10 protein-coding genes are annotated in these 15,273 nt (G+C 51.9%); all 10 read right to left on the bottom strand.

Annotated features, from left to right (window positions below; translation table 11 throughout):
- Positions 1-127: 127 nt before the first annotated feature.
- The 10 genes from AC0YN0_RS10940 to AC0YN0_RS10895 all read right to left on the bottom strand — a co-directional run bounded on the left by AC0YN0_RS10940 (position 128) and on the right by AC0YN0_RS10895 (position 15,177).
- Positions 128-2,698 carry a beta-mannosidase gene (locus tag AC0YN0_RS10940; RefSeq protein WP_475821305.1) on the bottom strand — a complete coding sequence of 857 codons (2,571 nt, stop codon included), beginning with the start codon at positions 2,696-2,698 and terminating at the stop codon, positions 128-130.
- A 99-nt stretch (positions 2,699-2,797) separates the two neighbouring features.
- Positions 2,798-3,829, bottom strand: coding sequence for a glycosyl hydrolase (locus AC0YN0_RS10935; RefSeq protein WP_475821304.1), 1,032 nt, complete (start codon positions 3,827-3,829; stop codon positions 2,798-2,800).
- Positions 3,830-3,863: 34 nt separating this feature from the next.
- The gene (locus AC0YN0_RS10930; protein WP_475821303.1) at positions 3,864-4,871 is read right to left on the bottom strand and encodes a carbohydrate ABC transporter permease; all 1,008 of its coding nucleotides are present in this window, start codon (positions 4,869-4,871) and stop codon (positions 3,864-3,866) included.
- Between the two features lie 29 nt (positions 4,872-4,900).
- Positions 4,901-5,800, bottom strand: coding sequence for a carbohydrate ABC transporter permease (locus tag AC0YN0_RS10925; protein ID WP_475821302.1), 900 nt, complete (start codon positions 5,798-5,800; stop codon positions 4,901-4,903).
- Positions 5,797-8,376, bottom strand: a complete 2,580-nt coding sequence (locus tag AC0YN0_RS10920) for a DUF5696 domain-containing protein (protein ID WP_475821301.1) — start codon at positions 8,374-8,376, stop codon at positions 5,797-5,799. The genes AC0YN0_RS10925 and AC0YN0_RS10920 overlap by 4 nt, the downstream gene beginning before the upstream one ends.
- Positions 8,377-8,391: 15 nt before the next feature.
- Positions 8,392-9,012 carry a Yip1 family protein gene (locus tag AC0YN0_RS10915; protein WP_475821300.1) on the bottom strand — a complete coding sequence of 207 codons (621 nt, stop codon included), beginning with the start codon at positions 9,010-9,012 and terminating at the stop codon, positions 8,392-8,394.
- Positions 9,009-10,496, bottom strand: a complete 1,488-nt coding sequence (locus AC0YN0_RS10910) for an NHL repeat-containing protein (protein WP_475821299.1) — start codon at positions 10,494-10,496, stop codon at positions 9,009-9,011. Before AC0YN0_RS10910 ends, AC0YN0_RS10915 begins: the two co-directional genes overlap by 4 nt.
- Before the next feature lie 13 nt (positions 10,497-10,509).
- Positions 10,510-11,376 (bottom strand): carbohydrate ABC transporter permease, encoded by an 867-nt coding sequence (locus AC0YN0_RS10905; RefSeq protein WP_475821298.1) that lies wholly within the window; start codon positions 11,374-11,376, stop codon positions 10,510-10,512.
- 4 nt (positions 11,377-11,380) lie between these two features.
- Positions 11,381-12,286 carry a carbohydrate ABC transporter permease gene (locus tag AC0YN0_RS10900; RefSeq protein WP_442049257.1) on the bottom strand — a complete coding sequence of 302 codons (906 nt, stop codon included), beginning with the start codon at positions 12,284-12,286 and terminating at the stop codon, positions 11,381-11,383.
- A 14-nt stretch (positions 12,287-12,300) separates the two neighbouring features.
- Entirely contained in the window at positions 12,301-15,177 is a 2,877-nt protein-coding gene (locus AC0YN0_RS10895) for an extracellular solute-binding protein (RefSeq protein WP_475821890.1), read from the bottom strand.
- Between the last annotated feature and the right edge of the window lie 96 nt (positions 15,178-15,273).

Here is a 15,273-nt window from a genome sequence, read left to right as displayed (position 1 = left end):
ATTTGAGTGGATATTGTACAGCCAAACAGTGTCTACAGACGAAACAAACGCGCTATATTCATTGCTGAATTTCGAACAAAAGGCTGGAGAACCTTCTTGCCCGTCCCCAGCCTTTGTTCAAATCTTTTTATACGACTATAACCTGACTTTCAGCCAAGTAATCGATCATCGAGCTTACTGTAATTGCGTTGGTTGCGGTTGGCTTGCTTACTGCTTCGCCTTCCTCGCGATTCACGAATTGAACGACCTTCGTTACGCCTGGGATCAGATCGAAGAAGTTATCGGTGAAGCGGCCCGCGCGCTCCGTCTTCAGCCATACTTGCTTCGCCAGCTTATCCGTCGAAAGCTCATAAGCCGTTCCATCGCTGCCCGCTACTTCCTTCACTGTAATCGTCGCCGTCTCTAGCTGAAGCTCCTTCGCGCTAGCGAAGTAGAATAGCTTGCTGATCGCAGATGCTTCACTACCCCCGGCAGCAGCGAACTCCGCATGCAGCACAATGGAACCCGCTTCGCGTCCGCCAAGCCATTCGCTTTCGTTCAGCGAATAGATGACCGCAGCGCTATTGCCTTGCATAGCTACCGGGGCAGTCGCTTCTCTTACCAGCCTACCTGAGAAATCGTACAGTTTCAGCGTCAGGTTACCTTCGGCCGCTTCAAGCTTATCCGTAACCAAGTGAACGCGTACATGTCCGTCTTCCGAACGGTCGAACGAAAGGATCGTATCTTCGAAGCTATGCTTCGCGTAATATTGCATCGCTTTCCACTTGCCGTAATAATCAATGCCCGCCCATGAAGCGACCGGCCAGCAATCATTCATCTGCCAATAAAGCGTGCCCATGCAATATGGCATCCGGCGGCGATGCGCTTCGATAGCCATCTTCATCGCTTCCGCTTGCAGCACCTGGCTCATATACAGGAACGACGGGAAATCTTTGGGCTCGTTCATATAGATGTCCATATACTGCTTGATGAGACGATTGCCGTCGCCATTTTTCTGATGGGCGCGCATGACCTTCGAGTCCAGCGCCAGATCCTGCTCGGTCGCGAACGTCATGACCGTATCGTACTCAGGGAACGACTGGAAGCCGTATTCGCTCATGAAGCGGCCAATCTTCACATTGTAGTTCTCGAAAGGCTCAACCGCATGCCATACGCCCCAATAATGGACGTCGCCTTCCGTCGTGAGCGGATGCGCGTGCTGGTTAATGTCGCCGGATACCGATACGATCGGCGAAGACGGCCAATAATCGATGCCTGGAGCATAGCTCGCCACTACTTCAGGCAAGATGCGGTGGAAGATCGCTTCATAGTCCGCCCAGATCTTCTCGCGCTGTTCGGCCGTATAATTCTTCTTCCAGCCCCAGCCGCCGGTCTCGTCGTATTGCGCCCAAGCGGAATCAATCTCATTGTTACCGCACCATAATACGACGGACGGATGATTGCGCAGACGCTTCACGTTCTGTTCCGCTTCCGCTCTCACATTGGCAAGGAACGCCTCATCGCCCGGATACATGCTGCATGCGAACATGAAGTCCTGCCAAACGAGAATGCCGTATTCGTCGCACAGCTCATAGAAGACCGACTGCTCATAAATGCCGCCGCCCCAAATGCGCAGCATGTTCATGTTCGACTCCGCAGCCGATGCGATCTCATGTCTGTATCGCTCAGCCGTCACTTCCGTAATGAAGCTGTCATTCGGAATATGGTTCGCGCCTTTCGCGAATACGGGCACGCCGTTCAGCTCGAAGTAGAAACTTGCGCCGACGGCATCCTTTTCCCTTACAAGCTTTACCTTGCGCAAGCCGGTACGTACCGACCTGTCAGCAACAACCTTATCGCCCGCAAGCAGCTTAGCCGAGAAGCTGTACAGATAAGCTTCGCCCAGACCTCTGCTCCACCATAACTTCGGAGCCTCGATGACAACCGGAACGGCAAGCGTTTGTTTGCCCGCCTTCACGCTTACTTCGCTTTCCCAAGTCAAGCCATCTGCGGAAAGGTGAAGCGTCCCGCTCCAATCCTGTTCGGATTCCAGCTCGACATGAACGGTAAGCTTGGCTTCGGAAGCGGACACCTCGTTCTGCTCTACATACAGATCCGAGATGACGCTTTCGGACCAGCCTTCCAGCCGAGCCTCTCTCCATATCCCGCTCGTAACGAATCGCGGACCCCAGTCCCAGCCATAATGATAAGGCGCTTTGCGCGCAAAGATACTGACTTTATCATCGCATAACCCGCCAAGCTCGGACTGGTCGTTCGAAGCCGGCAGATTATAACCAAGCGCCTTGATCTTAGGCAGATCCTCGCGTATCGGCGAGCGGAACACAATATGAAGGCTGTTGCCTTGCTCTTTCACATAAGCCTTCACATCCGCGCGCCATGAACGGAACATATTGTTTGCAGACAATACATGTGCGCCATTCACATAGACTTCGGCATACGTGTCAAGTCCGTCGAATACGAGCTCGATGGACGATAAAGCCAATAAGCTGAGCGGCACGTCGAAGGTAGATTCGTATTCCCAGTCTATTTTGTCGATCCATTGCAAATCATGCTCATTCGTCGCATAGAACGGATCTTTGATGACACCATTTTTCAGTAAATCGGTATGAACGCAGCCTGGTACGACGGCCGGGAGCCACTTCTCCTCCTCGACGGACTTAAACTTCCAATTGTTTGTTAGCGTAAATGTTTCTCTCATCATATCCTCCTGTTGTGTGTATCCACTGTAACTTCTGTCGTCCTACCACACTTTTAGTTATTATTATATCTCTCTGTTCATCCTACTTTACCTAACAAGTTAGCGCAATGGATAGCTCTTCAGATCGGGAATCTCGTCTCTTGTCACCGAGAATGGATGATGATAGAACTTGAGCAGCTGCTGAAGCTCCGTATACTCGCCTGAATACTCCCTATTGCCATCCTTCTCCGTAAAGACAAAGTTGCCATACCACGTACAATTCCATGCCCACGGTGCTTGATCGCGAAGCATAAGATCCGGATCCGGAATCGGGCCGTTCTCCGACAAAGCGATAATTTTGCTCGCTTTCGTGTAAGAACGAGCTTTTTGGAACCGCTCGGACTGCGACTCATACGTCTGCGCAGGCGGATAAATATCTTCACCGATAATATCGACGTACTCGTCGCCCGGATACCAATCGGCATGCTGCCCGTTCCATACCCAGATGAGATGATTCAGCTTGTGAATATTCGTCATCCGCTCGTACATCAGCTTCCATAGCTTCACGCAAGGCTCGGCGCCTTTCGCCCCCCACCAGAACCAACCGCCGGACGCTTCATGCAGCGGTCTCCAAAGTACGGGAACGCCCGCCTCCTGCAGCCGCTTCAATTGAATCGCAATCGCGTCGATGTCCCGAATGAGCAGCAAATATTCGTCGGACGTCTCGTCGGCTATCGCTTTCTCGATGTCGAACGTCGTCGCGTTCGTATAGAAGCCTCTGTCCCAGTTCCGATCCGGCAACTCGTCGATCAGGTCTTTCGGCGCGTTCCAATGCCAGCAAAAAGTGACGATTCCGCCCTTATTCCACCAGTCGATCGCAATGTCGGTATCGCTGCATGTGGAACCTCGCTCCGTTCGCGACGGCGAGTAGTTCATGAAGTCGAAACCGTACACCGCTGGATATTTGCCAGTCGTTTCGTAAATGATTTCTACCTCCGGAGAAGTAACGACGCCAATCTGCTGTCCCGTCAATATCCGCTTTCCATACATGTCGCATAAGTAGGTCATGAGCCGCTTCGCATTATCTTCCGCATTCGGATTAACTAGCGTCGGCTCTACTTGAAATGGGGCTTGATCGTTCGTATTTATCATTAGCGGCTTCTCCTATTCATGACTTTTTCATCTATTAACCGATAATACCGGAACGCTCAACGCTCTCTACGAAATATCGCTGCACGATCAAGTACAGGATAATGAGCGGAATAATAGCTAGCAAAATTCCCGTATCGATAATGAGCGCGACATGGTTCGGGTCGGCCTTCACGTTCGTTCCGCTTCCTACGCCCGTCAATAGAGGAATAAGCGCGTTCGCCTGAGCCGGCAGCGAAGCGATCTTGATCGGCATAAGCGATGTCTCGCTCATGAACAGCGACGTATAGATCGTATCGTTGTATTGCCAAACGAAGCAGAACAAGATGACGGTAATGATTGGCGGAATTGCGTTAGGCAGCATAATGCGCAAAAACGTCTTAACGCCGCCAGCGCCGTCGATAAGCGCCGCTTCTTCGATCTCCTTCGGCATCCCTTTGAAAAACTGGCGGAAAATGTAGATGAACAGCCCGGCCTTCAGCCCCATTGCCGTAGCCGACGTAATTATCGACGGCCAATACGTATTCAGCAGGTTAACGCCTTCCTTGCCGGTGAATAAGGAGACCAGCCCAAGCACATCGAAGCTTCTAAAGTGCAGGTACATCGGGACGAGCAGCGTGCTGGTCGGCACAAGAATCGTTAAAATAACGAGCGCGAACAAAATATTGCTGCCCGGGAAGTTGAACCGGGCGAATCCGTAGCCGGCGAGCGCGCAAGACGCGGCTGTCAGCAGCGTCGTAATGACGACGAACAGCATCGTGTTGCTAAGCAGCGGGAAGTAATCCAATATTTCCATCGCCAGCTTCAGGTTGTCGAGCGTAAAGTGGACAGGGACCATATAGATCGTCGGATTGTAAATATCGACTTTGTCCTTGAATGCGGTCGAGAACTTCATCAGCAGCGGATAAATGATAATGAACGATATACCGATGACGAGCAGATAACGGAAGATCGAGAATAGAATATCAACCGTTTTATTTTTCGCCTTTTGGAGCTTGTATTTGTTCGCTTCACTGCGGACCGCCTCAGAAGCTTGAGCTTCCATCTTGTTTCCTCCTTCGCTAGGGCTGGCGCTTAGTTGTAATGGATTCTCTTAGCCAGCACCCATCCGATAATGACGAGTATCAAGCTGACGATAAGCGTATAAATCCATGACATGGCTGAGCTAAGCCCGAAATTTTGCGTTTTGAATGCGGTCGTGAAGATGATGTCGGTAACCGCGCTTCCCGCGAACGAATCGATAACCGTATAGATGATATTCGTTAAGATGAGCGGGCTAACCATCGGAAACGTAATTTTCCAGAACGACTCGTAAGCCGTTGCGCCTTCCATCTTAGCCACTTCATACATCGAGCCGGGCACGGATTGCAGCGCCGCCAGGAAGATCAGTATTTGAACCCCGGAGCTCGTAATAATCTCGTAAATGCGCATAATCGCGCTGACAATATAGTCGACGAACGAGATCGGAAGGCCGATATCGCTTAAGATCATAACCATCGACATGATGTTGTATTGCGACGTCGAGCCGCCCATTTCATTCACGACGCTGGCGTCGCCGACAAGGTTGATAAGACCTGCCGACTCGGCCGAAGCAATCGCGTTCGACGCCAGAATGACCGGCAGGAAGAAGATCGCCCGCGCGAGCGTTCTTCCCCGGAACTTCTGGTTCAGCAGCGTTGCGGAGAATAAGCTGAAAAACAAGATCATGGGTACGTTAAGAAGCATCTCCGATACCGACTGGGTCAATATCCGATTGAACGTCGCATCGACGAACAAAGCGTTATTGAAGTTGCTCCAGCCGGCGCCCTCCAGCTCGAAGCCGTTAATGCCGACAGTCAGCTTGCTGAAGCTGAATTGCAGCGATTGGAAGAGCGGCGCCGCGAACAGCAGAATGAAACCGATCAACCAAGGCAGGATGAAGGCGATTCCGAGCAATGAGCGTTTGTGGGCTAGTGTAAGCTTCGTTCCATTCATGGCTGTTCACCGCCTATCGAATAATGTTGTGGTTTAACCGTAACGCCGCCAACGGTCACCGCTTGATCCGTATAATTGACAATGATCGAGCTGCCATTGCTGTATTTCACTTCTACGACACCTTCTTGATGGCGGACATGCTCCACCATCTTCTCGTTTCGAAGAGGTGCAAGCGCGGCATTCGTTTCTTTGTACAAACCTAACGCTTCATCATACCAATCCTTGTAATAAGTAGAGAAGCTTGTGTCAAAATGCGTGAACTTCAGCTTCGAGGACGGTTCATACGTCCATGAGAAGTAAGGAGCCGCGCCTAGCTCGATCGCCTTCAGCAATTGCTGCTTCGTATCTTGCTCGTCGCTAAGGTTGATCGCTTTGCCTGCATAATCGATGAATCCGTGCACGACCATTTCGTAGAACGGCACCTCTGCATCCGTAATTAGGAAGCCGCTGGAAGCAGTCGGCACATCAATCAAATGATCGGCGTACGGGAGTGCGTACGAATTGCCGCCGGCGATCATCGTCTCGCCGATGCTCTCGTCAAGCTTGCCGAGCTGCTCCTTGACGATTTCCTTCGCTGTCTCGCGCTGTACGACCCGGCTAACCCGATAGTCAGACGTCAGCATCCCGCCAAGATCACGCAAGGATAGACCCTTCATGCCAAGCTTGTCGTATTGATTAATGAACTTGTCGACGTAATACGGCAGCTTTGCCGGCGACAACAAATAATAAGTGCCCAGTGTCATATCCATTCGGTTTAAAGCCCGGTTGTATGGATACAGCTCCGCTTCCTCGCGAGTGACGAACCTCGACGCATCGGATGAAGGAGAGAATGCGCTGTCGTCATGGTACATTTGTTGGAATGCCACATCCGGGAAAAGCATGCCTCCCGCTTCCTCGAGCTGCTTCGCCAGAGCGCTCAGCTCTTTCTTGCTGCCAAGCACGCCGTCCGTCTTAAGCTTAACCGGCGTCTTGTGGTTGACGCCTTTGCCGAACCAACCGGAGTAACGCATCATCAGCCGGTCAACGCCGTCCTGCTTCAGCTCCGATGCAATCTGCGATGCCTCCTTGAAGCTAGTCATCGAGACGACGGCGTCATAAGGCACGCCAAGCATCGATTTTCTTTTGTCAACGGAACCCGTAATCGTCAGATAGAACGGCAATTGCTTATCGCCGCTAAGCGGCTGAAGCGATTGCTCCTTCACAAGCTTCTCTCTATATAGCTCGGCCATACCGGAATAGCTTGCTTGCTCGCTTGGGAGAAAGCTGTATCGAATCTGAATATCGCCGGTATAGATTTGCTCGCCGAGCAATTGAATTTCTTGAATGTTAGCTCCCGTATACAGCTCCAGCTCATCTTCTCCGCGAAGCGCGAAAGTCGTATAAGCGTAGTTGTAGGAATTTTTGCGCCCGCTAATATCGGCCGCAATGCTTGCGATCGCGTCGCCTTTCTCAATAACCGCGAACCAAGCCGCTTCCCCCGCCTTCATACCGAATACCGGCATTCTAGCGCTTTCCGTCACTTGTCCGCGCCGCCAGCTGTTATCATTCGGGTCGAAGCCGTACACCTTCTGGACGTACTGCTCTTCCTTCACTTTGCCGTTGTTCAGATTAATAAGACTGCCTGAACCGTCAGGCACGAAGATGTAGCCGTCCGTGCCCATGTCCGCCGCGCCGAAGAAGTTAAGCAGTTCGATCGTGCCGATTTTGAAGGGACCGCTTTCCTTGATCTGGCTGACTGGAACGGATACGAGCAGCTCGCCCCCGTCCAGACGATATTCCAGCGGGATCGTGAAGGTCGGCTTGTCGCTGGCGCCGCCGCCCGAGACGCCGTTCTCTGCGTTGTCGAAGGCAAGATCCTCTTCGGTATAACCGGCCGCCTGGAAAGCGGCGATCATCTTGTTAAGGACGAGCTGCTTCGATACTTGCTCGTCGAGACGTTCCAATATTTCGTCGCTGCCTTCCTTCGGATAATATCGCGTCGAGACATATCTCGCTTGCGATGCATCGAGCTTCGAGATCAGCTTTTCTTCCATTCGCGCTTTGCTAATATACTTCGGCAGTGCATCGACGCCCAGCGACATATCGCCAAGCGTATAAGTAATGCGCACGCCGCTGGCGATGCTCTCCACCGTGAACTGCTTCGAGCTGATGCTCTTCGCGAAGTTCGTGAACGTATTCAGCGTCCCTACCGAATCGCGATAGCTGACGGACACCTGCGACGACATAACTTCTTTCTCGTATGGCGATGCGATCGTATCTTCAGCGCGCTTCTCCGGATTGCTGTACCATATCCGGTTCTCTCGTTTATCCTTAACGGCGACTTCCGTCGTCTCCGGATTGAAATACAGCGACATCTCTTCATTATCCGCTACGAGCTTCATCCCCGGTACGCCTTGCGACGAATCCGGCAGCGCCTTCAATTCGCTTCCGGCCGCAAGCTCCGCAGTCGTCTCCGTGTAAGAGGCTGTGTCCACAGCCTTCACGCCGCGGTCAATAACGAGTATAAGCACGGCGGCAATGACGATAATTGCTGCGACACAAGAAAGCGCCGCAACGAGAATCTTTCTGTTTTTCACTTGATGCGGCCTCCTTTACGTACGGAAAATAAGTTCCCGATAAATGTTGACGATGAATTCATAGATTTGCTGCATCATACTCATGACAAGCGTGCCAAGAAACACGATAATGCCCATAACGATCACCGTAAGGATCATCGTTACAATCGTCTTCATCGCCGAATATTGGTGTACGGTCATCGTGCCGACGAACAGCAAGCCGATGAACCATATCGTCGAGATTGAATTAAACAAATAGTAGAAAGCCGTTTCTTCCTGCACCATGAAGCGGCTGGCAATCGTAAACGGTACATAGATGAGCACGAGCGGCAGAAGCGCATAACCCGTGGCCATAACGATTTCCTTGAACTTGCCTTCGCCGTCCATAAGCGTCGTAATCGCCCAGTTCGATACGCACCATAAGAAAAACGGGAATACGATTGTTATAAGCTGCGTCAAGCTGTTCAGATAGCGCGGATCGTTATAGTTGACGAGGAATCCCGCGAACTGATTTTGCAGAATAACCGACAGGACGACCAAAGCCAGAATGAACAAAGCGACGCGCACCTTGCCTTTGCCGTCATATTTCATATCCCAGAAACCGTCGAACGGATGTACGATCAGATGCAGCGGAAATTTAATGAAATCTTGCTTCATAGCGCTTTGCCCTCCCCTGTCGATTGATTCAACTTCAGCTTAACCTTGCGATAGCGGCTGATGACGCGGTAAAGCTTGAACGCTAGCCATACTGCCGCAAGCGCGACGATGACCGACAATAACGTTCCGAAATGTTCCTTCATATATTCTCGGCGATAACGCTTGTAGGCGACCGAATAACCGTCACGATCCATGCCGAGCTTGAAATATTTAATCGCTTCTTGGTTCCGCTTCTCCATGAGCAGCGACTTGCCGATGCCGATATAAGCAATATCGTAGTTGGAATTCAGACGCAGCACCTCTTCCCACACCGGAACAGCCAGCTTGTCATCGCCGTTATGGTGAAGCGCGACCGCCTCATTAATCTTCAATCCGAACTTCGTCGGTTTAAAGACGATAATATTGCTTTTGCCCCTGTCGAGCACGAGCCGATCGTCGCCGATGCTCTCGATCGCAACCGGCGTCTTGAACGTGCCTGCCTGGTTGCTCTTGCCGCCGTAGACGTAGAGCAGATCGCCTTCGTCGTTGTACGTGAATATTCGACCTTGATTGGAATCAAGCACGCTGTACATGCCGCCCTCTTGCACCTTCACGTCGATCAGCTTCGAAGGTCCAACCGACAGCCGGTACCGAATGTCTCCTTTGACATCGAAGTAGCCGTATCGCTTCAGCACGTCCTCGCCCGAAGGATTAAGCCGCTTCACGGGCTCCTGAGAACCAGGGTCAATATTGGTGGCATATACGAACCCTTTGGCATCGATGTCAATATTGGAAAATTCGGTCGGGATGAATAACATCATCTGCGCCTTCTGAGCTTTCGTGGAGAACAGTCTCCAGAAAAACTCCGTGTAATCGCGCTGCACTTTATTCGTGCCTACGAAGCCGATGAACTCGCCATCCGGATCGAATTGCATAATCCCCTCGAACATCCCTTGTGCGATGACGAATATTCGCTTCGCTTTGTCAACCGTTACCTTGATCGGCGCGAACTTGAAGTCGCTCGCCAATATATCGGACTTCGGCTGCTCGATCAAGCGAATGAAGCTGCCGTCCGTATCTAGGACGACGACGCGACCATTGTCCGTATCGGCAATGTACATCATGCCGTCACCGTCGACGTACATGCCGGACGGATTCTTGAAGCCGTCCTCCTTGCCGTCTTTCACGAAGCTCGTTATGATGTCTTGCACGCGCCACCCCTCGTCGATGCGTACGATTCGGTTGTTGCCGCTGTCGACCACATAGATGAGACCTTTATCGTCTACGACCATATCGGCCGGCTCGATGAAGTCGCCTACGCCGAGGTCCTTGCCGGAGACGACTCGACCCGGCACGTAGGACGCAGGTGCGGGAACGGCTTCTTCCCAGTAATTGTAGTTGTAGCTCTCATAAGGCGTAGATGAAGCGTACGCCGGCGCCGGCGCTGCATTAATGAACAGTAGGGAAGCCGCCGCGACTACGAGAAACCATTTTTTCGCTGTCAAGTGCTGTCCCTCCTTAATCCTTCATTCCTGAAGTAGCCATAGTCTCGATAATGCGGCTCTGCGAGAATACGAACAGCGTAATCGGCACGCTCATGAGAATGAGCGCCACTGCCGCCGCCGCGCCGGCACGGGCGATACCACCCTGCACGATCTGATTCGCCGCGAAGTGCAGCGATTTGAGCTGCTCGCTGTAGATGAAGCCGTTGCCGTCGCTGCCCCACAAAATCTGGAATAGCAAAATAATGAGCGTTAACCATGCGGGCTTCACGTTCGGCATAACGATAGTCCAGAAAATGCGGTACTCGCTCGCGCCGTCGATCTTGGCCGCTTCCAGCAGCACATCCGGAATTTGCTCCATGAATTGCTTCATTAGATATAAGCCAAGCGAATACGAGAACGCCGGTATAATAACCGCCCAATACGTGTCGATAAGTCCGATCCACGACATAATCATATAAGTCGGAATGGCCGTAACGGCCGGCGTGAACATCAGCGACAGGACGACAATTGTGAACATGAAGCCTTTGCCCGGGAACCGATGCTTGGCAAGCGGGTAAGCGGCTGCCGACGCCAGCAGAACATGGCCGATAATGCCCATGCCCGTAATAAATACGGTGTTAAAAATATACCTGGAGAAAGGTACCCAGGAATTGCCGAGCAGGTTGATTAAGTCCACGAAGTTGTTCATCGTCGGATTGCGGACGAACAGCGTCGGCGGGAACATAAAAATTTCATCCAGCGGCTTGAATGCGTTGTTGATCGCATAGATAAGCGGCAGAATCATGAATGCGCCGAATAAGGTCAACAGTGCAAATAGCGAGAAGCTGCCCCAGAACGAGCGGTTGACCCGCTTCTTGCGAAGTCGAAACGAGAACGTCATCAGCTCATTCACCTACCTTACGAAGAAGTTTTTGTACAAGGATGTTCGTTCCCACCATAATCATGAACAGCACCGTCGCGATGGAAGAAGCGTAGCCCATCTCGAACCTTGTCGTGCCGTAATCGATTAGATGCGTAACGATCGTCTCTGCCGCATAGTTGACGCTCGGGAATCCCGCGAGCGCGATGGATACGTCGGCAACGGCGAACGCCGAGGTCAACTGAATAACCGCACCGAACATGAGCTGCGGACGCATCGAAGGCAGCGTTATATACCATAGCTCCTGCCAACGGTTCTTAATTCCGTCAACCGCACCGGCCTCATAAAGCGTGCCGTCAACCGTCTGCAAGCCGGCGATGAAAGCCAGGAAGCCTGTACCGAGACTGAGCCACAGCTGTACAAGAATAATGATCGGCAATACATAAGCTTCGGTCTTCAGCCATTGGAGCGGCTCGAGAATAATACCGAGCTTGATAAGCAAGCCGTTCGCGATTCCGTAACGGTCGCCGGAGAAGATCATCAGCCAAATGAAGAACACGTTGCCGGAGATCGACGGCGCGTAGAAGACGAGCGTCATTACGGCTCTCAGCTTCGGCGACAGCTCATTGATAATCCAGGCAAACACGAAGCAGGCGATATAACTGATCGGCCCGGTAATAACGGCGAACAAAATCGTATTTTTGATCGCGATCAAGAAGACGTCATCTTCTAGAAACAGCCGCGTATAGTTCTGCCAGCCGATAAATTTCGGAAATTCCAACATATTAAAGTACGTAAAGCTCAGTACAATCGATATCAACACCGGCAATACCGTAAATACGGTGAACAACAGCATGTACGGAGCCAGCAAAATGTACGAATGCTTAGCCGCTTTCGCTTCCCGCAACTTCAGGCTCAACCAGTTTTGCACGCTTAACCCCCCCATTATTGCGGTAATCCGAACTCTTTTCGTTTCGTTCGAATCTCATCTTGCATGTATTGGACGTAGTCCATAATCGACTCGCGCGCTTCAACGGCGCCAACGACCGACTTGTAGAATGCGTTGAACAAATGACGGCCTGTGAAGTAACCGCCAGGCACCTCCGGCACGCCTTTCACGGCATCGAACTGCTCTTTCAAGTTCTCATAGTCGGCAACCGGCCATGGCAGGCTGTCGAGCGCCTTAATATTAGCAGTCGGATAACGCGCCGCCGCGCCCATAAGACCTTCCATCTCGCGGCCGAACGTCGTCTGCGTCGCTTCGTCCGTCCACCATTTCATGAATTCCCACGCCGATTCCTTGTCTTCCGCCGCATTCATCATGACGACGCCGCTGCCTCCGCTTGGCACGGTACGATCGAGCGTGCCGTCCTCTTTAACCGTTCCCGGAACTGGAGCGAAGCCCCACATGCCGCGGATTTCCGGAGCAAATACGGAGAGCTGGTTATACGTCGTATAGTCGGCAATGCCGATCGGCATCTGACCGGTACGGAAGCGGTTGGCAAAGTCGTATTCTCGTTCCAGCTTATAGTCGGTATAGAACTCGGTCCATTGCTTGAATGTCTCGATGCCGACTCGCGAATCCAGATCCGACTCTTTGCCATCGTTGCGATAGAACTGGCCGCCATTCTGATAGAGCAGTGTCGCGTACATCGAGTTCGGCGGGATGTTCTGTCCTTGAACGGCTGCTTGGGCAACGACCGGCAAGCCGAATTGCATATGGTTTTTGCTAAGAACTGCTAGAAGATTGGATACATCATCCCATGTCTCCGGAACTTCAAGCTCCAGCTCCTCAAGCACGTCCTTGCGGTAGAAGAGCATGTTGAACGTCTGTGTCTCCGGCAGCGCATACACACCGCTTTGGTAGCTGTACGGTACGAGTGCGCTTGAGCGGAACCGTTCCTTCACTTCATTAAAGTCTGCGAATTGCGACAAGTCGACCGACGCATTCCTCATCGCGTAGTTGACCGGAATATCGTTCTCGATCTGCATCGCTACGTCAGGACCTTGACCGGCCAATGTCGCCGGGAGCAGCGTACCCATATTGACGAGCTTCAGATTCACGTTAATGCCGGTTGCCGAAGTGAACGTCTCGTCGATCATCGCTTTGATCGTATTCGCTTGGTCGCGGCCGCTTCCGATCCATACCGTTACGGAACGTTGATCCGCCTTGTCCGTTACGTTGCCGATCTGATTGTAATCGGTGAAGAAGGAATACATGAAGGTCGATGCCTCATGCTTCATCTTCGAGAAGAAGCTCATGCCCTTCTTCGGAAACTTTTTGTCCGGCGAAGCGATATAGATCGCGTCGAATTCGAGCGGCTGTTGTCTAGCCTGCTGAACCCAAGTGCCGAGACCGCCTGTATTCGTCTTATAAGCGGACAGTCGCTTCGATACGCTCTCAGGCTTGTCGATCATCTCGTCGAGCTGCAGCGCCATCGTTTTAAGCAGCGCCTCCTGATCGCTCGATTGACCAGACAACGTTACTAATTGCTTCGATATGCGCTTCAGTCGGTCGCTTTCAGCACCGAACACTTCTAACAGATCAGGAATTTTCTTATCGAGCTGATAGTCGCGGAATTCATCCGGCTTCGTGCCCGTAATCATCAATATTTTGCGATACATGTCGTTCAGGCTATAAAGACTTTCTTCCACCTCGCGGATAAGCGGGGCGAATTCGCCCAAGCTGACTTCCATCCGAATCGTATGCTTGCCCTTCTCCAGGCTGTACAGGTAAGGCTCGTCGCCGCCCATAACATCCATTCGATAGCCGCCTTTATAACGGAAGGCTACTTTCTCCATCTCTTTGAACGGCACCTCGCCGTCAATGGTCAGCCTGCGAGTAGAGTAAATACCTCTGACGAAGTTTTGCTGCGACTTAAAGGCAATCTTATAGAGGCCCGTCTCCGGCACCTCGACTTCCCATTCCATCCATTGACCGGGCAGTCGCCAGTTGAAGCCGCCGATTGTGTTGATTTTTATTTTTGAAGCACTGTATGGATACACCGCAGCACTTGAACGTTCGCTCAAAGGATACAAGGTAGGCGAAGATTTGGCAGTCGACGCTTCCCCTTCAATTGTTATCAGCTTGCCAGTAGTCGGTTTAACACCTTCTGTGTCATACTGCTTAACCCTATCTTCATAAGATAAAGGCGTCCGCTGCTGCAAAATTTTCAACTGCTTTACGACCATCGGCTCGCGAGTCGATTCCAGGGCAATCGTATGCGTTCCTTGCGATAAGTAAAATAAAAAGGGCTCGTTCTCATAGCCGTCGGAGTCTTGGAACAGCTTCTCGCTCCATCTTGGCTTCTCGATCTGCTTCGGACGCAGCTCATTGCCTTGATTATCCCTTACTACTTCTTCCTTCTGATTGCTCCAGATGCGGTCGAACTGCAGGAATGCCGCTTCGCGGAACGGGCGCTCGCCGTCGATCGTTAGCGATCTTTCAATCGCCGAGCTCTTCCCTTCTACCGGATAATAGAGCAGCGACAGGTTGTACAGCCCCGCTTCGGCAACTTGGAACGTCCACTCTACGCTGCCTGATTCACCTGTCAGCAGCGAGGTTCCATCCATCCCCTCATATTGCTCCAGCTTCTGGAAGCCTTCCCCTTCGATGCGGCTATGATCAGCCGCTTCCAACACAATCTCTTGCTCAGGCCTAGCCTCTCCTTCGAATTCGGACAAATATTGCGCATATCTTTGTTCGTTGTAAGCCGACTGTTTGGCTGCGCTGCTGCCTTGCTGTTCATCTGATGATGCGGCGTCTGGGCTTGCATCCGCGTGCAAGGTTGTTCCGATCGGCAGCACGATGATTAATGCCATTACAGCGAGCACTATCTTTCCAGCTAAATGAGTAAGCCGCATATTGCTTATCACCAGAGGTCCTCCTTAGGCTTTATTCATGAAGTTGGGGGAGGT

The organism is Paenibacillus sp. J22P218, assembly GCF_056269195.1.
Note: the sequence above shows the minus strand (reverse complement) of the source record. Positions and strands in the feature narration are given on the sequence as shown.

Excerpts from the sequence above, each read along its gene's own strand:
- AC0YN0_RS10935 (WP_475821304.1), bottom strand. The coding sequence starts at position 3,829 with ATGATAAATACGAACGATCAAGCCCCATTTCAAGTAGAGCCGACGCTA.
- AC0YN0_RS10925 (WP_475821302.1), bottom strand. The coding sequence starts at position 5,800 with ATGAATGGAACGAAGCTTACACTAGCCCACAAACGCTCATTGCTCGGA.
- AC0YN0_RS10930 (WP_475821303.1), bottom strand. The coding sequence starts at position 4,871 with ATGGAAGCTCAAGCTTCTGAGGCGGTCCGCAGTGAAGCGAACAAATAC.
- AC0YN0_RS10940 (WP_475821305.1), bottom strand. The coding sequence starts at position 2,698 with ATGAGAGAAACATTTACGCTAACAAACAATTGGAAGTTTAAGTCCGTC.
- AC0YN0_RS10905 (WP_475821298.1), bottom strand. The coding sequence starts at position 11,376 with ATGACGTTCTCGTTTCGACTTCGCAAGAAGCGGGTCAACCGCTCGTTC.
- AC0YN0_RS10915 (WP_475821300.1), bottom strand. The coding sequence starts at position 9,012 with ATGAAGCAAGATTTCATTAAATTTCCGCTGCATCTGATCGTACATCCG.
- AC0YN0_RS10895 (WP_475821890.1), bottom strand. The coding sequence starts at position 15,177 with ATGGCATTAATCATCGTGCTGCCGATCGGAACAACCTTGCACGCGGAT.